This window comes from Sphaerochaeta associata (assembly GCF_022869165.1).
Taxonomy (GTDB): domain Bacteria; phylum Spirochaetota; class Spirochaetia; order Sphaerochaetales; family Sphaerochaetaceae; genus Sphaerochaeta; species Sphaerochaeta associata.
The window spans coordinates 558423-577745 of record NZ_CP094929.1; the positions used below are offsets into that span (position 1 = coordinate 558423).

19 protein-coding genes are annotated in these 19323 nt (G+C 52.5%); 9 read left to right on the forward strand and 10 right to left on the reverse strand.

Translation table 11 applies throughout. From position 1 onward, the window contains the following. Positions 1-15 precede the first annotated feature (15 nt). The 8 genes from MUG09_RS02570 to MUG09_RS02605 form a co-directional block, all read right to left on the reverse strand. Complete coding sequence (locus tag MUG09_RS02570; protein ID WP_244773245.1) at positions 16-1383, reverse strand: ABC transporter substrate-binding protein; 1368 nt, start codon at positions 1381-1383, stop codon at positions 16-18. A 152-nt stretch (positions 1384-1535) separates the two neighbouring features. After that, the gene (locus MUG09_RS02575; protein ID WP_244773253.1) at positions 1536-2573 is read right to left on the reverse strand and encodes a substrate-binding domain-containing protein; all 1038 of its coding nucleotides are present in this window, start codon (positions 2571-2573) and stop codon (positions 1536-1538) included. A 179-nt stretch (positions 2574-2752) separates the two neighbouring features. Beyond that, complete coding sequence (fabV, locus tag MUG09_RS02580) at positions 2753-3964, reverse strand: enoyl-ACP reductase FabV (protein WP_244773255.1); 1212 nt, start codon at positions 3962-3964, stop codon at positions 2753-2755. A gap of 11 nt (positions 3965-3975) precedes the next feature. Further along, on the reverse strand, positions 3976-4413 hold the full coding sequence (gene fabZ, locus MUG09_RS02585; RefSeq protein WP_244773257.1) for a 3-hydroxyacyl-ACP dehydratase FabZ: 438 nt from the start codon (positions 4411-4413) through the stop codon (positions 3976-3978). Positions 4414-4425: 12 nt separating this feature from the next. After that, positions 4426-5679 carry a beta-ketoacyl-ACP synthase II gene (fabF, locus tag MUG09_RS02590; protein WP_244773260.1) on the reverse strand — a complete coding sequence of 418 codons (1254 nt, stop codon included), beginning with the start codon at positions 5677-5679 and terminating at the stop codon, positions 4426-4428. A 12-nt stretch (positions 5680-5691) separates the two neighbouring features. Beyond that, on the reverse strand, positions 5692-6399 hold the full coding sequence (gene fabG / locus MUG09_RS02595) for a 3-oxoacyl-[acyl-carrier-protein] reductase (RefSeq protein WP_244773262.1): 708 nt from the start codon (positions 6397-6399) through the stop codon (positions 5692-5694). Further along, positions 6396-7337 carry an ACP S-malonyltransferase gene (locus tag MUG09_RS02600; protein ID WP_244773264.1) on the reverse strand — a complete coding sequence of 314 codons (942 nt, stop codon included), beginning with the start codon at positions 7335-7337 and terminating at the stop codon, positions 6396-6398. Before MUG09_RS02600 ends, fabG begins: the two co-directional genes overlap by 4 nt. Further along, entirely contained in the window at positions 7325-8278 is a 954-nt protein-coding gene (locus MUG09_RS02605; RefSeq protein WP_244773266.1) for a beta-ketoacyl-ACP synthase III, read from the reverse strand. The genes MUG09_RS02600 and MUG09_RS02605 overlap by 13 nt, the downstream gene beginning before the upstream one ends. Positions 8279-8431: 153 nt before the next feature. Here MUG09_RS02605 and accB point away from each other — a divergent pair, with 153 nt between their 5' ends. Genes accB through accA form a run of 4 tightly spaced genes read left to right on the forward strand, consistent with a single transcriptional unit; the run spans position 8432 to position 11876 of the window. After that, positions 8432-8875, forward strand: a complete 444-nt coding sequence (accB, locus tag MUG09_RS02610; protein ID WP_244773268.1) for an acetyl-CoA carboxylase biotin carboxyl carrier protein — start codon at positions 8432-8434, stop codon at positions 8873-8875. Then, on the forward strand, positions 8872-10203 hold the full coding sequence (locus MUG09_RS02615; protein ID WP_244773270.1) for an acetyl-CoA carboxylase biotin carboxylase subunit: 1332 nt from the start codon (positions 8872-8874) through the stop codon (positions 10201-10203). Before accB ends, MUG09_RS02615 begins: the two co-directional genes overlap by 4 nt. Beyond that, on the forward strand, positions 10196-10966 hold the full coding sequence (locus tag MUG09_RS02620) for an acetyl-CoA carboxylase carboxyltransferase subunit beta (RefSeq protein WP_244773277.1): 771 nt from the start codon (positions 10196-10198) through the stop codon (positions 10964-10966). The genes MUG09_RS02615 and MUG09_RS02620 overlap by 8 nt, the downstream gene beginning before the upstream one ends. Further along, the gene (gene accA, locus MUG09_RS02625) at positions 10959-11876 is read left to right on the forward strand and encodes an acetyl-CoA carboxylase carboxyl transferase subunit alpha (protein ID WP_244773278.1); all 918 of its coding nucleotides are present in this window, start codon (positions 10959-10961) and stop codon (positions 11874-11876) included. The genes MUG09_RS02620 and accA overlap by 8 nt, the downstream gene beginning before the upstream one ends. On the opposite strand, the gene MUG09_RS02630 is transcribed toward accA, so the two are convergent. After that, a complete protein-coding gene (locus tag MUG09_RS02630; protein WP_244773281.1) occupies positions 11873-13240 on the reverse strand; it encodes an MATE family efflux transporter in 1368 nt (455 codons plus the stop codon). The genes accA and MUG09_RS02630 overlap by 4 nt on opposite strands. Continuing rightward, on the reverse strand, positions 13230-13664 hold the full coding sequence (locus tag MUG09_RS02635) for a MarR family winged helix-turn-helix transcriptional regulator (RefSeq protein ID WP_244773288.1): 435 nt from the start codon (positions 13662-13664) through the stop codon (positions 13230-13232). Before MUG09_RS02635 ends, MUG09_RS02630 begins: the two co-directional genes overlap by 11 nt. Positions 13665-13750: 86 nt before the next feature. Here MUG09_RS02635 and MUG09_RS02640 point away from each other — a divergent pair, with 86 nt between their 5' ends. From MUG09_RS02640 to MUG09_RS02660, 5 genes are all read left to right on the forward strand, one after another. Then, positions 13751-14605, forward strand: coding sequence for an HAD family hydrolase (locus tag MUG09_RS02640; protein WP_244773290.1), 855 nt, complete (start codon positions 13751-13753; stop codon positions 14603-14605). Between the two features lie 554 nt (positions 14606-15159). Further along, positions 15160-16368 carry a sensor histidine kinase gene (locus MUG09_RS02645; RefSeq protein WP_244773292.1) on the forward strand — a complete coding sequence of 403 codons (1209 nt, stop codon included), beginning with the start codon at positions 15160-15162 and terminating at the stop codon, positions 16366-16368. Then, positions 16346-17122 carry a response regulator transcription factor gene (locus tag MUG09_RS02650; protein ID WP_244773293.1) on the forward strand — a complete coding sequence of 259 codons (777 nt, stop codon included), beginning with the start codon at positions 16346-16348 and terminating at the stop codon, positions 17120-17122. Before MUG09_RS02645 ends, MUG09_RS02650 begins: the two co-directional genes overlap by 23 nt. Then, positions 17119-18108 (forward strand): TRAP transporter substrate-binding protein, encoded by a 990-nt coding sequence (locus MUG09_RS02655; protein ID WP_244773294.1) that lies wholly within the window; start codon positions 17119-17121, stop codon positions 18106-18108. The genes MUG09_RS02650 and MUG09_RS02655 overlap by 4 nt, the downstream gene beginning before the upstream one ends. A 125-nt stretch (positions 18109-18233) precedes the next feature. Then, positions 18234-19253, forward strand: coding sequence for a TRAP transporter substrate-binding protein (locus MUG09_RS02660; protein WP_244773295.1), 1020 nt, complete (start codon positions 18234-18236; stop codon positions 19251-19253). The last annotated feature ends 70 nt before the right edge of the window (positions 19254-19323 follow it).

Consider the following 19323-nt stretch of genomic DNA (forward strand, 5'->3'; position numbering starts at 1 on the left):
GAGGTAAACTGCACGCTAATACCGATTCTTTGTTGCGTAGTCCTTTCCAATGATGGAGATTTGAGCGGCAGTCCATCGCTTGTTCCAATCCTCCATAATAGAGTCAAAGCTCTCCTTGGTCTGTCCCATCGCAGCTTCGACGATACGAGCCTTCTGGGGATACTTACCCAGATACAACTCTGATTCTGCATTCAACTCATCAAATAGGCCGATGTCCTGGGGATGGGGAGGATTGTCGAGTACCAAGGTGACTCCAGCATCCTGCAAGGCCTTGAGTGTCTGCGGATATGCTTCACCCTTCATGATGGGAATACCCCCGTAGGTGAAGGAATAGCCGGATTTTTCGGTAAGGAACAGAATATAGTCACGGGCGACCTGATACCGGTCGGCAGAGATGTTCTTGTTGATTGCATATGCATAGTCAGCTGCAATGGTTGCGTACTGCTTGCCATTGTTGTTCCAAGGGAAGGCTGCGAAGACGATATCCGAGGGATCCTCCGCTGCTTTCTGGGTATCGACGGTTGCCCATGAACCGATGACTGTTGCAGCAACTTTGCCTTGAGCCAACAGGTTCTTGCAGGTATCCCAGTTTGAGGTTGCAGGATCGTCTTCCACCAAATCCTGAGCAACCACATCGTAGAGCATCTTCATTACAGTATAATAAGGCTTGCCTGGCGAGAACGGGTTCTCCATATACACCAGCTTATTCTTATAGTTTCCATCGGCGGTGAGGCTTCCACGGGCATTCCACTCCCAGTCGGCGAGCCGCGAACCGGCACCATAGTTGCAGTACAGAGGTATGGCAGCGGTATTAGCCTTTACTTTCCTCAGTGCGTCAAAGAAGGCTTCGGGAGACTTGGGAATTTCAGTGACACCGGCCTGCTGGAGCACTTTCTTATTATACAGTACACCGTAGGCGGTTCCTGTCGAAGAGATGCCGTATACATCGCCTTCGATTGAGAATGCTGAGGCAAACTCATATTTTTTTTCGAATTCTTCAACCTTCCCCAGTGGTGCAAACAACTCGGGAAGCTGGGTTTCACTGATGAACATATGGGGAATCATGCACATATCTCCCCAGTTGTTGCTGGTCCACCTGATTTCAATGTTTTTCTTGTAGTCTCCAATAGGTTCATAGATGACTTGCACGTTTGGATAGATTTTGTTGAATTCCACCTGATATTTGGCAAATTCCTCTTCCAAGCCCTGCTTGTGGGTGAGAAACGTAAGCTTCATCGAAACATTCTTGTCCACTGGTTGCTCGATTACCGAGTCTTGGGCTGGTGTCTGAGCGGTGGTTGCTTCTGATTTTCCTGAGGCAAACAGGACTGCCGGGATTAATGCACAGAGACAGAACAATACCACGAGAACCTTCTTTTTCATACATAACTCCTTTTTATTAAGTTTACGATAACTTAATATTAGGTTATGAACAGAAAATTCATGATGTCAACCTTATGGTGAGAAAATTAACCAACCTCTTTAAACGAAGAAAAGGCGGAGAGTTTCTCCGCCCTGTACCCTGCTGAAATCACTTATCCGAACCTGCTCAAGGAATCCCACTCCGCCGGGGTGATCCGCGCCGAGGATTTGCGTACTGCAAGCGATCCGCAAATGGTCTTTCTCCCAAAGTGGGATTCTGGATTCTCTATTTTGTTTATGATGCTCTCGGCTGCACTCAATGCCATAAGCGGAATATCGACGGAAAACGTCGTAAGTGGGGGATTGGAAAGAGTTGTATACAGATCTTCGTCGAATCCAACGATGGATATTTGTTCGGGTACCTGCAGGCCTTGCCCTTGGAGGAGCTGCATGAGCCGATAGGCTGTCTCACAACTTGCACACACATAGGCGGTAGTGCCTTTCTTGGGGAGTGAGAGAGCAACACGTTGTCCCAGCTCATTGCAGTCATGGAGAACCAGCGCCTCGTCGAGAACGATTCCCTGCTCCATCAAAGCCTTGTAGTATCCAAGGTATCGATCCATGACGACATTGGAGTACATGGGGTTTCCGACAAAAGCAATCGTGCGATGCCCGAGCGAAAGCAAATGATTGGTCAGCGAGTACCCGCCGTACATATTGTCGCTGATCACTGCATCGGCTTGGTAGTTTTCATAGAAGAAGTCGACAAACACATAGGGAAGGCCGAAGGCCAGGATGGTTTTTACATAGGAAGGACGAAGCTGGCCGAGAAGGACCAAAGCGTCGACTTTGTTGTCACAGACAAGCCGGGGAGCCTCGCCTGTTTCCTCATCGTCCGCCGATATGAGTTCCACGATCCCATAGTATCCTTGGTTGAGCAGGTGTTTGTTCAGCTCCTGCTGGATGCGCATATAGGCGCAGTCTCCCTGCATGTGACGCTCACCGATGAGAATACCCACGTTGTGGGTGGTCCCATCGCGCATGTCCTTTGCAATGAGGTTCTTCCGGTACCCCATCTCTTTGGCGACTTGGATGATGTGTTGGCGCAGTTCCTCACTCACTCCTTCCTTTCCCCCAAGTGCCTTGGAAACGGTTACAGAGCTCACAGAGAGTCTATTTGCGATGTCCTTCATGGTTACTTGCTTGTTCATGATACATCCATAGTAACGTAAGTACAGGCGGAGGGAAATCGGCAAATGCACTAAATCAGTGTATAGTAATACCTTGGATTCATAGTATAAATACTATAAATAATCCTAATTAGGAACAAAAAAAGCTAATATTATAATATTTGGACAAAAATTGGAGGCCCTTTCGGGCCCCTCGCTTGCTACACGATTCTAGGATCGATGTCCTTGGAGTAGTCGATATCGCCAAAGCCGAAACCGTGAATCTGCTCGTACTCCTCCCAAACACCGCCAAGGTCTCCTTGGACGAGGCTCTTGCCTTCTTGTTGCAATGCCCAACGTCTTTCAACCTCTGCCTGAATATCGCTTCTCATCTCCCAGTCATCAACCCGTACCCGACCGTCGTTGTCGGTGGGTACTGCGTTGCCCGAGAAGAGCATGGTTGTGAAGAGGCGGTAAATCTGTTGGGTGCAGTGCTCATGCAGACCCTTCTCCTTCATCACCTGATAGAGCAGGGCCATGTAGAGAGGCACTACGGGAATGACAGCGCTTGCACGGGTGACCAGAGCCTTGTTCACTGAAACATACGCTTGGCCGTTGATGGCCTTCAGTTTGTTTGTGAGTTCTTCTGCGCTGTTCTCAAGATGCTCCTTCGCCTTGCCGATGGTACCTTCACGGTAGACCGGGTAGGTGATCTTCGGCCCGATGTAGGAGTAGGCGACAGTCATCGCCTCGTGTGCAAGAAGATTTCTTTGCAACAAGAAATCAATCCACAGGCTCCAATCCTCGCCGCCCATCACCTTCACCGTCTCTGCTACCTGTTCCTCGGTCGCGGGTTCAATGGTCGCCTGCTTGACGATATCACTTTCCAAATCCACAGAGAGGGCGGTGAAGGCGTCTCCAATGGGTTTGAGTACTGATTTGTACGCTTGGCCGGTTACCGGGTCATTTCTGAGCGGACTGGCCAGCGAGTATATGACCAAGTCGATTTGTCCGAGCTCTTGCTCGATTTTCCGTGCCACTGCTTCTTTGGTCTGATTGCTGAAGGCATCGCCAAAAACAGAAAAAGCTTTCAAGCCTTTGCGCTTGGCCAGGTTTTCGAAGGCCATGGTATTGTACCAGCCGGGGGTGGCGGTCTTATTCTCACTCGGCTCGCGTTCAAAGCTCACATTGATGGTATCACTATTGTGTCCGAATGCGGCAACGATGCGTGACGAAAGACCATAGCCGGTGGAACCTCCAAGGACGAGCACACGCTTGGGCATGTGTAGGCCCGTCGTACTCGGATAGTGTGGATTATCGCTTTGCTTGGCATGCTCCTCAACCCAGGCGATCTGGTCTTCGACATACCGCCTGCACCCTTTTGGGTGGGCGGTAAGGCTCACATTTCTCAACACTTTCTTGGTAATAATCACATCTGCCTCTTTTATGCTTTATTGTCGCCGACGATGCACATCCACGTAGCTTCGGCAGCTACCTTCCCGTTTACCGTGATAGTCCCGCTCTGGCGGACCATGACCTGGGAAACACGAGCGTTGTGCACCTCGATGATGGCCGTGTCATCGGGTTTTACCTGGCTGCGGAACTTCGCCTTTTCAATGGTCGCCAGAACGAAAAAAGCTCCATGGGGAAGAATACCGGCCTGCACCAACCCCGCACCTCCGCATTGTGCCATGGTCTCGACGAGAATGACACCGGGAACTACAGGGTAGCCGGGAAAATGGCCCTTGAAGAAGAAGTGGTCGGAAGTGAACACCCGCTTGGCAACTGTGTGTTTCTCATCGACTTCCAAGAGCTCATCCAAGAAAATGAACGGATCTCGGTGGGGGATTAAATCAACCGGCGATTCAAATGATTCAGACATTGTCAGCACTCCTTACAATGGTTTAAAGGCTTTGAAGACAAGCACACCGTTATGCCCTCCAAAACCAAGAGAATTACTCATGGCATAGCGAATTGTACCCTCTCTTCCTTGGTTGGGTACATAGTCAAGATCACACTCAGTGTCTGGATTTGTCAGGTTGAGCGTGCAGGGGAAGTACTGGTCGCGGATGGCCAGCAGGCAGACAATCGCCTCTACAGCGCCTGCAGCTGCGATAAGGTGGCTGGTCATCGATTTTGTGGATGAAACCTTGAGATTGTAAGCATGGCTTCCAAAGGTGCTCTTGATGGCCTTGGTCTCCATGGAGTCATTGGCGGCGGTACTGGTACCGTGGGCGTTGATATAGTCGACTTCCTCAAGTTTTGCACCAGCCATCTCAACGGCGGCTTTCATCGCCCTGGCAGCCCCTTCGCCGTCTGGATTCGGGGCGGTGAGATGGAAGGCGTCACAGGTCATGCTGTATCCGGCAATCTCGCCAAGAATTACAGCACCGCGTGCCTTTGCATGGGATAGGGATTCGAGCACAAGCATACCCGCGCCCTCTCCCATGACAAAGCCGTCGCGTTCCTTGTCAAAGGGACGGCTGGCGATTTGGGGTGTATCGTTGTACTTGGTTGCCAGAGCCTGCAGGCGGCAGAAACCAGCGACGCTGAGCTTGGTGATGGCGGCCTCGGTTCCGCCGGTGAGCGCTACATCGACCTGGCCGAAACGGATTGCGTTGAAAGCATCCCCGATGGCATCGGTTCCGCTTGCACATGCGGTGACGGTGGTGTGGCAGGGCCCCTTGAAGTTGTAATGAATGGCGATATTACCGGCTGCCTCGTTGCTGATGAGTTTGGGAATCGTGAGCGGAGCCACGGCGTGCGGACCGCGTTCAAAAAGCTTGGCCATATTCTCCTCAACCACCTCGAAGCCGCCGATTCCGTTCCCCAGGTAGACTCCGCTGCGGTAGGGGTCATAGCCTCCCTTGTCCAGACCCGCCTGCTGCATTGCCTGTACACTTGCGTGAACGGCAAACTTGGTGAAGTCGGCCATACCACGGGTTTCCTTGCGGTCGAGCAGGTCGGAAGGGTCGAAGTCCCTCACTTCACCTGCAATCTTGGCAGGGTAGTCGGCGGTGTCGAACTTGGTGATCGGACCGACTCCCGAAACGCCCGCCTTGATATTGTCCCAGAACTGCGTAATGCTCGTTCCCAAGGGATTTACGGTTCCCATACCGGTTACTACTACTCGTTCAAGCTCTATCATACTGTTTCCCCCTTACATTGCCATGCCGCCATCGACCGCCAGAACCTGGCCGGTGATGTAGGACGCTTTCTCTGATGCTAAAAATGCCACTGTCTGTGCAACTTCCTCAGCCTTGCCGATACGCCCGAGTGGTATCTGGGTGGCAATCTGCTCCTTGAGCGTCTGGGAGAGTGCATCGGTCATGGCTGTCTCGATGAAGCCCGGAGCCACGACATTCACCCGTACGTTTCGGCCTGACAACTCACGGGCCAAACTCTTGGAAAAGCCGATGATGCCGGCCTTGCTTGCCGCATAGTTGGTCTGCCCCCCGTTGCCCATGATTCCTACGACGCTGGAGATGTTGATGATTGCCCCCCTTCGTTGGGTGGCCATGAGCCTGCTGATTCGTCGGCAGGTGAGGAAAACCGAAGTCAAATTGACCGACAGTACTTCGTCCCACGCCTCATCCTTCATCCGCATGATCAAGCCGTCACGCGTGATGCCTGCATTGTTGACCAGCACATCTACCGTTCCCGCTTGCTTGACCACGGCCTCCAAGGCGGCTTCGACGCTGCTGCGGTCGGCCATATCGCAGCTGATGTAATGCAGATTTTCAGCATCTTCGCCTGTGGTCCGCGAAAGCGACCAAACTTCATAGCCCTCCGAGAGCAGGACCTTGACGATCTCGCTTCCAATTCCTCGTGAGCCACCGGTTACCAGGGCATGTTTTCGTTCACTCATACTGCTCGTTCCTTTGCATACGCTTGTATTGTTGTCTCTTCACCCAGACTGAGGCAGGATGACTGTATTCCATTATTTTTGCACAACCCGCTCAGGACCGTGCCGGATCCTACTTCCGCGATATCGAAGCCGGCCATTGTATTGATACGCTGCATTACAGCAGTCCACCGTACCGGCCTGGCCAGTTGTTGACTGAGGTGCTCGCGCGCTTGGCGGACATTCGTGATAGGGCTGCCGTCGACGCTGGAGATGACCAAGTCTTTGGGATCGGTCATCTCGAGTTCGTCAAGAAACGTTCTGAAAGGCTGACTCGCCTCCTCCATGAACGGGGTGTGGAAGGGTCCCGAGACTTTCAGCGGGATGAACCGCTTGGCTCCCTTTTCCAAGAATGCAGCCTTGGCCCGTGCGATGCTTTCACTCAGGCCTGAGACCACCACCTGGTTTGGTGCATTGTCATTGGCGGCATAGAGGCGAGGCAGGTTGAGCTCCAGCAGGAGCTGATGTACTGTTTGGTAGTCGAGGCCGATGACGGCCGCCATACCAAGTTCTCCCAACGTTTCTCGTGCCCTTGCCGACATTTCGTCCATCAAGGCAGTTCTTCTCTGTACGATGGTAAAGAGCGTTTCGTCGTTAAAAATGTTTGCACTCGCATAGGCGCTGAGCTCGCCGAGGCTGAAACCGCTGTGGACGTGTGACTGGATGCCCAGTTCAGCAAGGCGAACCTGGGCTGAGCGGCTTGCCAACGTGATGGCGGTCTGGGCGTGTGCGGTAAGCTCCTCTTCGCTTCCCTCACTAAGCAGTGCATACAGATTCCGCCTTGCGATATCACTTGCCAACTCGAAGAGATTGCGTACCTTGGCGCTGGCTTGGTACAGGTCGATGGCCATGCCTTGTTTCTGGGACCCTTGACCGGGATAGAGAGCAATTATTGGTGCCATGTCAGTAGTGTTCCTCCATAGGTGAGTCCCGCTCCGAAGCCAACGAGCAATAGTTTTTGTCCATCCTTGAGCAGGCCTTTCTCCTGCATTTCTGCAAGGGCAAGAGGGATGGAGGCCGCCGATGTATTTGCATACTGTTCGATGTTCAAATAGAACTTCTGCACATCGATGCCCAGACGCTTTGCACATGCTGAGATGATGCGCTGGTTTGCCTGGTGCGGGACGATCCAGGCGACATCGTCGATGGTCAAACTGTTTCTCTCAAGCAGGGTCTCGATGGTCTGTCCGATCGAGCGGACGGCAAAGGAGTAGACAGCCCTTCCATCCATCTTGATCGCACGACTCTTGGGGTCGATCACCAAAGCCTCTGCTCCGGCAGCCTCTGCCTTCAAATAGGTGTCGACTATGCCCTCACCCTCTTCAAAGCTTTCGAGCAGTGCGCAGCCTGCACCGTCTCCGAAGAGAACGCAGGTATTGCGGTCATCCCAGTCGACTACCGTCGAAAGAGTCTCCGACCCCACCACCAAAGCATTTCTCATGGCGCCGCTGGCGATCATCGCCCGTCCAACCTCAAGTGCGTATATGAAGCCCGTGCATCCTGCACTGACATCCAAGGCTGGGCCGGTGATGCCAAACCGCTGGGCGAGCAGACATGCGGTGGAAGGGAAGCCGGGGTAGTCGGGTGTGGCGGTCGCCACCACGATGCCATCGATGTCCCCGACATGTTTGCCGCTGGCTTTAAGGAGATTTTCCACTGCCTTGGTTGCCAGGTCGGTCGTTGTTTCATCTTCAGCGGCAATATGTCGGGTCCCGATGCCGGTGTGACTTCGTATCCACTCATCACTGGTGTTGACCCGCTTTGATAGTTCTTCATTGGTGACCACTTTTACCGGGCTGTAGGAGCCCAGGGCGGTGATCTGTATCGATTGTGGAGGCTTCAAGGTCTCCCTCCTTGGTTTCATAACATAGGCCTATAATTATTACAAAATAGAAATATTTGTCAATATTGACACTAAACATCCGTACTGTTATTATTAAAACAGGTTGGATGTACCCTATTTGCATCCCATCCCCATACGTAATGAGGAACGTTCATGAATACAATCGACAACCCCGATCTACAGCAGATTATTACCATGTTTGACAACAGTACACTTTCCGAGCTCGAGTTCTCCTCGGCCGGTTATACCTTTAAGCTGAAGCGCAATACTGCAAGCAGTGCCATTGCAGCAGCTGTACCCGTCGCTGAAGCAGCCAAGAGTGCGAAGACGGAAACGAAGCAGGAAAGCCCTGCATCCTATGAAGTGATCACCAGCCCCATCGTCGGCACCTTTTATCTGACGCCCGCCCCTGATGCCCCTCCCTACGTCCGGGTGGGAAACACCGTGGAAACAGGTTCAGTGCTCTGCACCATCGAGGCAATGAAGCTGATGAACCAACTGGAAGCGGACTTTGCCTGTGAGATCGTGGAGGTTCTGGCCAAGCCCGAGCAGATGGTTGAATTCGGGCAACCCCTCTTCAAGGTCAAACGCGTATGATTGCATCGATTCTTATCGCCAACCGGGGCGAAATCGCCGTGCGGGTGGTTCGTGCCTGCAAGGACTTGGGACTGCGCTCGGTGGTTGCCTACTCGACTGCAGACAAGGATACGCTGGCAGTACGCATGGCCGACCAGGCGGTGTGTATCGGCGGACCTGCGACAAAAGAGAGTTATCTCCAAAGTCGCAACATCATTATGGCCGCCTGTCTGACCCGTTGTGATGCAATCCATCCCGGAGTAGGATTTCTCAGTGAGAATGCCGGCTTTGCCAGGCAGGTGGAGGATGCCGGTCTTATCTTCATCGGTCCGAAAAGTGAGACCATCGCCCTCTTGGGTAATAAAGTCGAGGCCCGCAAGGTCGCCTTGAAGGCAGGCCTGCCCATAACCCCTGGAAGCAAGGAAGCAATCATCGACCTTGAGGATGCCAAGCAGACTGCACAGTCAATCGGCTATCCGATCATTCTCAAGGCTGCAGCCGGCGGCGGGGGAAGGGGCATGCGCATCGTACGCAAGGAGGCCGACCTTGCTGCCAATCTTGCTGTGGCCAAGAAGGAAGCACTGCTTTTTTTCGGCGATGACGCCGTACACATGGAACGGTATTTGGAACAACCAAGACACTTGGAAGTCCAGCTTCTCAGTGATGGGCAGGGTACGGTTCTGCACCTAGGCGAGCGTGACTGCTCGGTACAGAAAAACCATCAGAAGCTCTTGGAGGAGAGCCCGTCCCCTGTACTCAGTGATAGCCTGAGAAATGCAATGTGCAATGATGCAGTGAGGCTTTTTCAGGAATTGGGCTATCGTGGAGCCGGGACAGTGGAATTCCTTCTTGACGGAGATGCCTACTACTTCATGGAAGTAAATGCAAGGCTGCAGGTCGAGCATCCGGTCAGCGAACTTGTCTCGGGCATAGATCTCGTCCACGCCCAGATTGACATCGCCCAAGGCAAGACCCTCTCGTATTCCCAGTCCGATGTACGTTGCAAGGGCTATAGCCTGGAATGCAGGATCAACGGCTTGAGTGCAGGCGAAATCAAGAATTTTGTCATGCCTTGCGGCCCTCATGTCCGTGTCGATACCTATCTTCAGAGCGGATCGGTGCTCAGCCCGTACTATGACTCACTGATAGCAAAAATCATCGTTTACACCCCGACTCGTGAAATGGGCCTCTCTGTCATGCTGCGAGCCCTTGACGAGGTGGTCATCGAGGGTGTGAAGACCAATATCGAGGAGCAGAAACTGCTCATCAAAAGCCGTCCGTTCTCAAGCGGACGATTCTCAACCGACCTGTATACGAAGGTCATCACCCAGGAGAAAAACCATGGATGAACTCTGCCCACAATGTCAGAAGGATGTGGAAGTCGGTCCGTACCGAATCTGCCCCTCCTGCAATCACTATTTCCCGCTCAGCCCCCAACAGCGCATCGCCCTCTTTGCCGACCCAGACTCCTTTGTGGAGATGGCAAAGGAGATGAAATCGATGAATCCCATCTCCCTTGCAGGCTATGAGGACAAGCTGAAGGAGAATGAGAAAAAGTCATCGCTCAGCGATGCGGTTACCATCGGCAGCTGCACCATCGAACAACAGCCTGTCATCGTGGGCATCATGTCCTTCGCTTTCATGGGTGGAAGCATGGGCTCGGTTGTCGGTGAGAAGATCACCCAGGCGATCATCGAAGGTGCCCTTCGGGGGGAGCCGGTTATCATCTTCACCGCAAGCGGAGGCGCTCGTATGCAGGAAGGCATCTTCAGCCTGATGCAGATGGCCAAAACCGCCAGTGCCGCCGCCCTGTTGGAGGATACCCGAACCCCGCTTTTCTTGGTGCTTACCAATCCCACCACCGGGGGGGTGACAGCATCGTTCGCAATGCTCGGGGATGTCATATTGGCAGAGCCTGGCGCGGTCATCGGCTTTGCAGGTCCGCGGGTTATCGAAGGGACCATCGGACAGAAGCTGCCTGATGGATTCCAGCGTTCGGAGTTCCAACTCAAGAAGGGCTTTGTAGACGCTTTGGTGGAGCGCAAGAATCTTCGGTCGACCCTTTCGTTCTTGATCAAGACCCATGTAAAAGGGGGTGGTGCACATGCATGAAGAAGAAAAACCGGTGCTTAAACAGACACTGGACCAAATAGAGACCCTGGCCAAGAGCCATGATCGTTGTGAAGGTTCCTCCTCCTGGGAGTGCGTCCTGCGCTCGCGTCAGCAGGGCAGGCCAGGAGCAAAGCTTTTCATCGAAATGATTTGCGACTCCTTCATGGAGATGCACGGCGACCGCCTCTATGGCGATGATCCCGCCATGATCGGGGGAGTCGGGCTGGTCGAAGGCAGGCCGGTCACCTTCATCGGAAACCGCAAGGGAGCCAACCTGAAGGAGAATGTGCTGTGCAACTACGGCATGAGCAATCCGGAGGGGTATCGCAAGGCCCTCAGGCTTGCAAAACAGGCTGAAAAATTCGGCCGTCCTGTAGTCTGCTTCATCGATACTCCCGGTGCCTATCCCGGCCTTGGTGCCGAAGAGCGGGGGATCGGGGAGGCCATTGCCCAGAACCTGAAGGTGTTCTCCACACTCAAGACCCCCATATTGTGCTTCATCATCGGTGAAGGCGGCAGCGGCGGGGCATTAGGTATAGGAGTGGGGGACAAGCTCTACATGCTCGAGCATGCAGTCTATTCGGTCATCACCCCCGAAGGGTTTGCCTCGATACTGCTGCGTGACCCTTCCAAGGCCAAGGAGGCGGCGGAGGCGATGAAGATGACCAGCCATCATCTCAAGGAGTTCTCCGTCATCCACGACATCATTGCCGAAGGCAGTGCCGAGGAAACCGCCTCCCGGATCAAGCAGACGATTCTGCGTGATTTGGATGTATTGTGTTCCAAGCCCGCCGAACACCTGGTCCGTTACCGGATCAAGAAAATCCGGGGCATCGGAGAGGTGTCGGGAGGAAAGGAGTGGTGGCAGCCGCTTCTGGAAGTGTTCAAGAAAACCCAGAGTCTGAATTAGATTCTTGCTGCTTTCTTCTCCAGGTCCCTGAGGCCCCTGAAAAAGAAGAAGGCGGTCACAACGGTGGCAAGGGCATCTGAAACAGGTGCCGACCAGAGTATTCCTTCCATGCCGAAGAAGTGGGCGAAGATGAGGATGGAGGGAATCAAGAAGAGGCCTTGGCGGGAGAGCGTGAGTGTCATGGCGATTTTGCTCTTGCCGATGGCCTGGAAGAAACTCCCTGCGATGATTTGGAACCCAACCAAGGGAGTGAAGAGGAACCATCGCTTCAAGGCGAAGGTTCCCAGCTCCAGCAACTCGGGTTCCCGGTTGAACATGCCCACCATGGCAACAGGGAAGAGGCGGGTGGCCAAATACCCTGCCATGATGACCAAGGTTGCGCTGAAGATGCCCAGCTTGGCTGCCTCCCTGACCCGGTCGTACTGTCTGGCCCCGAAGTTGAAGCTGATCAGCGGTTGCACCCCTTGGTTTATGCCGATGACCGGCAGGATGAGCAGGGTTTGAAGGCTGTGCACGATTCCCATGGCCGAGATTCCCAAATCTCCTCCATGGGCGATCAGGGTCTTGTTCAAGATCACGTTGAGCAGGCTTGAGGCAATCTGAAGGGTGAATGGGGGAATTCCCAAGGTGATGATCAGCTTGATCACCGTCCACTCGGGCTTCAGTGCCTTCAAGCTCAGCTTGACCTTGCTTTTCTTGCCGATGAAGTATGATACAACCCAGATGAAGGAGAAGGTTTGGCTGATGATGGTAGCCAAGGCCGCTCCCTCCATGCCCCAGTCGAGTACGTAGATGAAAATCGGGTCAAGAATTATGTTGGTGCCGGCTCCCAGGAACATGGAGAGCATGGCGACCTTGGGATTACCGTCTGCACGAATGAAGTGGTTCAAACCCATGCTGGTCACTCCGAACACCGAGCCGAAGAGTATGAAGCGCAGGTAGCCCGTTGCATACGGAAGCACCTCTTGGCTTGCCCCAAAGAGAACGAGAATATCAGTGAGGAAGATTTGTCCGATTATCAGGAAGACCAAGCCGCCGCTGGTCAAGAGCAGAAAGGCATTTTCCAGCACATGGGCTGCCTCTGCTTCTTTTTTCTGACCCAAGCGGATCGAGAAGAGGGTGGCCCCTCCGATGCCAAAGAGCACCCCCATTGCCATCAGGATGATCATGATGGGGAAGGCGATGGTAATGCCCGCTATACCGTTCGCTCCCAAGGAGGGGCTGTTTCCGATGTACATGCGGTCGACGACGTTGTACAGCGCGTTGACCATCATGCCCACGATGGCGGGAATGGAGAAGCGCATCAGCAGCTTGAAAATAGGTTCAGTACCCAAGGGATTGGAGTGTATGGCTTCAGATTCCATGGTTCTGCTCCGATTTCATGTTCTGGAGAATGGTTTCCAGATTGGTACAGACGTTCTGGTAGGTTTGCTCTCCTACAAGCTCTGAAGCACCTGTATTCCAAGCACGCACTTCGGTGGTGATGCTGTTTCGAAGCTCCTTTGCCTTTTCGGTAAGGTATATGCACTTGCACCGTTTGTCCTGTTCGTTGACCTGCCGTGTGATGTATCCCTTGTTCTCGAGAGAACAGAGACCACGCGTGGCAGCGGCCTTGTCAATGGCAAGGATGCTGCACAGTTGCTCCTGGGTTCGGCCCTCGGTTTGGTAGAGGGTCATCAAAAAGCCAACCTCGCCGCTGGTGATGTTCCACTGTTTGAGAACCCGATTGACGTACATTGCATGGCTTCTATGAAGAATGGCCACAAGACGCGATAAACTCTGTTGCATGGCAGACACTGTAGAAGTTTATAGTTGATATGTCAACTAATATTTGCCTGCTTCCCATCCATCCTTCATGGTATACTGTCTCCACTATGGAAACACGACCGACGATAGCCATCATGTACGATTTTGATAAAACCCTGACCACCCGTGATATGCAGGAGTACACCTTCATTCCCAATTTGGGGCTCAGTGCAGCTGAGTTCTGGCAGAAGGCGAACACCCTTGCCCGAACGCAGGGTATGGACAGCATTCTTTCCTACATGAAATTGATGCTTGATGAGTCCAAGAGACAGGCAAAGCCGATCAGGAGAAGCGACTTTGTCGCCCTGGGGCGCGAGCTTGAGTTCTTCCCAGGTGTCCTGGATTGGTTCTCGCTCGTCAACAACCTGGGAGAAGAGCTTGGCCTGGTCATCGAGCACTACATCATCTCCTCCGGGCTCAAGGAGATCATCGAAGGGTCGGCGATCGGTGGTGCATTCCGTCGCATCTATGCCTGCGAGTATCTGTACGACGAAAATGGTGTTGCGGTGTGGCCGAAGCTTTCGGTCAACTATACGGCAAAGACGCAATTTCTCTTTCGGATCAACAAGGGTGTGCTCGATGTCCATGAGGATCAGGCCCTGAATGCCTATAAGGCCGAGACTGAGCGCACCGTACCGTTTCGCAATATGATTTATATCGGGGATGGCCTTACCGATGTGCCTTGCATGAAGCTGGTAAAGCAGAACGGTGGAAAGAGCATTGCCGTCTACATGCAGGGTAAGGAGGAGACAGCCTATCGCCTGATGGCCGAGGATCGGATCAACTTCTATACACCAGCCGATTATACCCAGGCGGGAGCTCTCTTTGGTTTGGTCAGGACCATTCTTGAAGAGATGAAAGCCTGTAATCGTTTGGAAACTTTAAGCATTGAAATGAAATACAAAGCAAGCAAGACTGGATGAAAGAATTGAAAACTGTTGCAGGGTGGATTGACAGACTTTATTTGATAAACCTTATCTGCAATGCTGATAAAGTTCTGTTCAAACTAAATCAGCCTCAGCCGTATATTGCATCCTTACAGGGATTGAATCTACATTTCAAGCTCTTATTTGTTGTTCATCATCAACACTGTGCTCATTAGGTTTTCTTCTTCGAGATTTCAAAAATGACGCTCACTCGACCCCTGGTGCAGGGCTTGTTCGTCCACCTGGGCAGGGTGCTTACCGATATGGACATTCTCTCCAAACGCTACCCCCAGTATTTCAAGGCTTGATGTGTTTGGTGCATCGCTCGCTGCCGAGCTTTGCCTCAAGGAGAGTAGTCACCTCGTTTCTGTTTTCAAGCACATCATGCGGGAGTAGGAACGCCTTGTCCTTGGTCAGGAACAGGTAGATGCTCTCCTTCTCGAAATACGCATGGTATACATCCTGCCACCGATAGCTTGCCTTCTCTTTCTCGTTGAAGATGTCCAGTACATCCGAGTCCTGCGAAAACTGCAGCGTGTAGACAAGTCGGGGTGGAGCAGTACCTTCTGGTGCAGGCGGTGAATACCACCTACAACAACTATCGCACCTATCTTTCGGCCATGCAGGACCAACTGCTTAAAAATAACATCGACAAGGCATCGACGATGTACTACTCCAATCTCGAACCAAGGCTCAACTACCTCTACCTCTACGTGCAGCAGCTGATCGAACGGGCCATCATGGACAACCAATCCGCCTACGACAGGTTGATACGGCTCAACGATGATTTGGACGCGGTATACGGCCTTACGGTTCTTGTGATGATTCTCTTCGGTTTCGCCGCTTTCAAGGAAGTGATTCGGATACTCGCCACTGTCCAGGAGATGGCGCGCTCCTCCAAGGCGATAACCGCGGGGGATTATGACAGGCCCGAGATTTCGGTGCATCGCAAGGATGAAATCGGGGATATGGCCCGGGCGTTCAATGAGATGAAGAAGGCGATGCGCAACCAGGTGCGATTGCTCACGGCGAACAATGAGATGGAGAAGGAGATTCACAAGAAAAATACTGAGGCGTTGGCTATGCAGAATCTGCTCGAACGAGAGAAGCTGCAGCTTCTACGAAGCCAGATAAACCCCCATTTCCTCTTCAACACCATCAATGTGATCAAATACACCGCCCAGGAGGAGAATGCTGAAGAAACCGATGCATTGCTCTCCTCCCTTGCCCGTCTGTTCCGGTACGCACTCGCCGACAATGAGGTGCAGGTTCCTCTTTCGAGGGAGATCCAGATTGTAGATGAGTACTACAGTCTCTACAAAGCCAGGTTCAAGGAAAAGATGTCGCTTTATTGGGATATCTCTCCCTCCTTGGTGTTGACCGAGACGCTGGTGCCATCCTTCTTTCTCCAACCTTTGGTGGAGAACTCCTTCAAGCATGGGCTTGGTCCGAAAGAGAGTGCCGGCAGCGTTTGGCTCACCTTGGAAGAGAAGGATGGCATCCTCTTCGTACAGGTCAGGGATGACGGGGTGGGGATGAAGAACGAGGCCTTGGAGGCGCTTCATTCCCGGCTGCTCGACTCTCCGGTCACCGGAGAGCATATAGGTTTGTATACCGTCGCCGCCCGATTGAAGCTGCTGGATGCCCGGTGTTCCCTGAAGGTGAGTTCCGAGGAAGGGTATGGCACAACAATCTCTATCGAAATGCCGTTGGTATTGAAAAAGGAGGAGGAAGAGGATGATCAAGATACTGATAGTTGATGACGAAAGTGTCGAACGAGAGCTTCTGTATAAAATACTCTCGCCCAATCCCCTCCTGGAACTGTATCAGGTGGAAAACGGGCGGTTGGCCGTTACGTATGCCTCCCTGTACGATGTGGATGTCGTCCTTATGGATATTGAGATGCCGGCTCTCAACGGTTTGGAAGCCGCCCAAAGGATTCTGGCGGACAAGCCCTTGTGCCGTATTATTTTCATAACGGCCTACAGTGTATTCTCCTACGCCCGTGAAGCTGTAAAGCTGGGGGCCATCGACTATATTCTCAAACCAGTGGATAAGGAGGATGTGTTGAGGGCTGTAAAGCGGGCGATCAGCCAGGTGGAAGCCGAGCGGCAGCTGAAGGCTGTCCGGCCTCCTGAAGGCGATTGTCTGGAAGTGGATGAGGTTTCCGACAAGGCCGCCCTGATGATGGCCAAGGTAAAGAAGTATCTGGAACACAGCTATATGAACTACGACCTTTCCTTGGATTCGGTAAGCAGCCTGCTCAATATCAATGCATCGTATCTGAGCTGCATCTTCAAACGCTGCACCGGGGTCAATTTCCTCGATTACATCACAAATCTCAGGATTTCGGCGGCAAAGGACTATCTGTGCGATCCCTTCAAGTCGGCTTCGGAAATCGCCTCGATGGTCGGCTACGACAGTTCCAGCTATTTCACCCGTGCCTTCAAGAAAAATACGGGGCTTACTCCAACCGAATACCGAAGACAGGTCAGTGGGGGAGTGAGAAAATGAAGAAAGTCCTGCTTGTTGCATTGTTGCTCATCTGCATCTTCTTTGCCTGCCGCAAGGAGGAGCCCAGCCATCCCGAGTTGGTGCTCCGCTATGCCGATAACCAGAGTACCGGCTACCCCACTGTTGAAGCGGCCAAATATATGGCTGAACTTGTGAAAAAGCGGACTGGGGGGAAGATAGAGATCAGGATCTACCCCGATAGTGTATTGGGGTCGGAGAACAGTGTGATGGAGCAGATGACCTATGGAGGCATCGATATGTCCCGTTTCTCGCTGGGCACGCTCTCCCGTTTCTTTCCAGAGCTCTGGACGCTCCAACTGCCCTACTTGTACACCGACAGCGAGCATATGTGGAGGGTCCTGGACGGGGATATCGGTGACATGTATCTGCGTGAAATGTCGGGCAAGGGTATTATTGGATTGGCTTGGTACGATGCCGGAGCCAGGAGTTTCTACACAAGAACTCCGATTTCCAGCTTTGCTTCCCTTCAGGACCTTACGATAAGGGTCCAGGAGAATGACATGATGAGTCGTACCATCGAACTGCTTGGTGCCGAGGCGGTGCAGATTCCCTATGGGGATGTCTATTCTGCATTGCAGAAACTACGAATCGACGGGGCGGAGAACAACCTTCCCAGTTATGTGTTTATGGACCACAACCAAGCGGCCCCTTATTTCTATCAGGATGAGCACTTCCGGCTGCCCGAAGTCGTAATGATAAGCGCCGATGCCCAAAAGAAAGTATCCGCCATCGATCCCGGCTTTGTTGAGATTATCGAAGCATGTGCAAGGGATAGCGGGGTGTATGAGCGAAAACTCTGGCAGGAAGAGGAGAACCGGGCGTATGAGAAGGCAGTGCAATCAGGAGTTACATTCATCATTCCCAGTGATGAGGACATGTTTGCATTGAAGCAAGCCATGGAGCCGCTGTACCATGAGCTGGGACAGAAGGAACGAGAAATTGTTGAAAGGATTAGAGATACCTAAACAGTTTTTTCAATTTTTTGGATAGATTGTACTTTCTTTGACTGCTCCTTGTGTGCGTGATTTTCCTGATTTACATTTTTCATGTACCTGTGGTAACCAGGTCGAATTTCTATTAGGAGGCTCCTATGAAACGTGTAATGTTGGTTCTTTTGGCGCTCGTGCTCTGTTCATCCATGGCATTTGCCGCTGGTTCGCAAGAAGCTCCAGCTGCGGGTCCCGCAGTTGAAAAAAATGTAAAGCTTGTCTATGCCGAGGTAAACCCTCTTGACAGCATCGTTGGCAAGACCGGTGTCTATTTCAAGCAGCAGGTCGAAAAACTCAGCGGTGGAACGGTGACCATCGACATCCAGGCTTCCGGTGTTCTTGGATCGGAGAACGACGTTCTTGACTCGATTCTCGGTGGTGGTACCTCGATCGACATGTCCAGAATTTCCGCTTTTGCACTGACCAGTTATGGTGCTGTAAAGTCCAAGCTTCTTTCTATTCCGTTCACCTTCGAGAACAGGGCTCACTTCTGGGCATTTGCCAACTCCGACCTTGCTCCTGAATTCTTGAACGAACCCCAGACCATCGGTCTTCCCATCCGCGGTGTTTTCTATGGTGAGGAAGGTTTCAGACATTTCTTTACTGTAAAGAAAGTTGCAAAGATGAGTGACCTCAAGGGCATGAAGCTTCGCGTATCCAACGACCCCGTTATGAACGGCATGGTAAGAGGCCTTGGGGCTTCCCCGACCGTAGTATCCTTTGGTGAGCTCTATTCCGCCCTGCAGACCGGTGTTGTCGACGGCGCCGAGCAGCCGATTGCAAACTACAAGGCCAACGCTTTCCAGGAAGTTGCCCCTACCATGATTCTTGACGGCCACACCCTTGGTGCCATCCAGGTTGTCATCACCGACAATGCTTGGAACAAGCTGTCCGAGAAGCAGAGAAGCGCCATCATGGAAGCAGGCAAGCTTGCTCAGGCATACAATGCCGAGATCAGCGAGAATGCCGAGAACGAAGTGCTTGCAGCGCTCAAGGCACAAGGCACCAATATTGTTGAAGTAACCAACAAGGCTGAATGGGCCGAAGCCAGCAAGGCTGTGATCGAAGAGAATACCAAGAGCCAGGCTGCTCTGTATCAGAAGATCAAGGCATTGAAGTAAGGGTTTTTATGTCAGGTATCGGTGGGATTGAAGAATCAATCCCACCTTTTCAAGTCTCAGGAGATACACC

Coding starts and splice junctions, on each gene's coding strand:
- fabF (WP_244773260.1), bottom strand. CDS start 5,679: ATGATAGAGCTTGAACGAGTAGTAGTAACCGGTATGGGAACCGTAAAT.
- MUG09_RS02640 (WP_244773290.1), top strand. CDS start 13,751: ATGGAAACACGACCGACGATAGCCATCATGTACGATTTTGATAAAACC.
- MUG09_RS02650 (WP_244773293.1), top strand. CDS start 16,346: ATGATCAAGATACTGATAGTTGATGACGAAAGTGTCGAACGAGAGCTT.
- MUG09_RS02620 (WP_244773277.1), top strand. CDS start 10,196: ATGGATGAACTCTGCCCACAATGTCAGAAGGATGTGGAAGTCGGTCCG.
- fabZ (WP_244773257.1), bottom strand. CDS start 4,413: ATGTCTGAATCATTTGAATCGCCGGTTGATTTAATCCCCCACCGAGAT.
- MUG09_RS02655 (WP_244773294.1), top strand. CDS start 17,119: ATGAAGAAAGTCCTGCTTGTTGCATTGTTGCTCATCTGCATCTTCTTT.
- MUG09_RS02570 (WP_244773245.1), bottom strand. CDS start 1,383: ATGAAAAAGAAGGTTCTCGTGGTATTGTTCTGTCTCTGTGCATTAATC.
- MUG09_RS02635 (WP_244773288.1), bottom strand. CDS start 13,664: ATGCAACAGAGTTTATCGCGTCTTGTGGCCATTCTTCATAGAAGCCAT.
- MUG09_RS02600 (WP_244773264.1), bottom strand. CDS start 7,337: ATGGCACCAATAATTGCTCTCTATCCCGGTCAAGGGTCCCAGAAACAA.
- MUG09_RS02615 (WP_244773270.1), top strand. CDS start 8,872: ATGATTGCATCGATTCTTATCGCCAACCGGGGCGAAATCGCCGTGCGG.
- MUG09_RS02575 (WP_244773253.1), bottom strand. CDS start 2,573: ATGAACAAGCAAGTAACCATGAAGGACATCGCAAATAGACTCTCTGTG.
- accB (WP_244773268.1), top strand. CDS start 8,432: ATGAATACAATCGACAACCCCGATCTACAGCAGATTATTACCATGTTT.
- MUG09_RS02660 (WP_244773295.1), top strand. CDS start 18,234: ATGAAACGTGTAATGTTGGTTCTTTTGGCGCTCGTGCTCTGTTCATCC.
- fabG (WP_244773262.1), bottom strand. CDS start 6,399: ATGAGTGAACGAAAACATGCCCTGGTAACCGGTGGCTCACGAGGAATT.
- MUG09_RS02630 (WP_244773281.1), bottom strand. CDS start 13,240: ATGGAATCTGAAGCCATACACTCCAATCCCTTGGGTACTGAACCTATT.
- accA (WP_244773278.1), top strand. CDS start 10,959: ATGCATGAAGAAGAAAAACCGGTGCTTAAACAGACACTGGACCAAATA.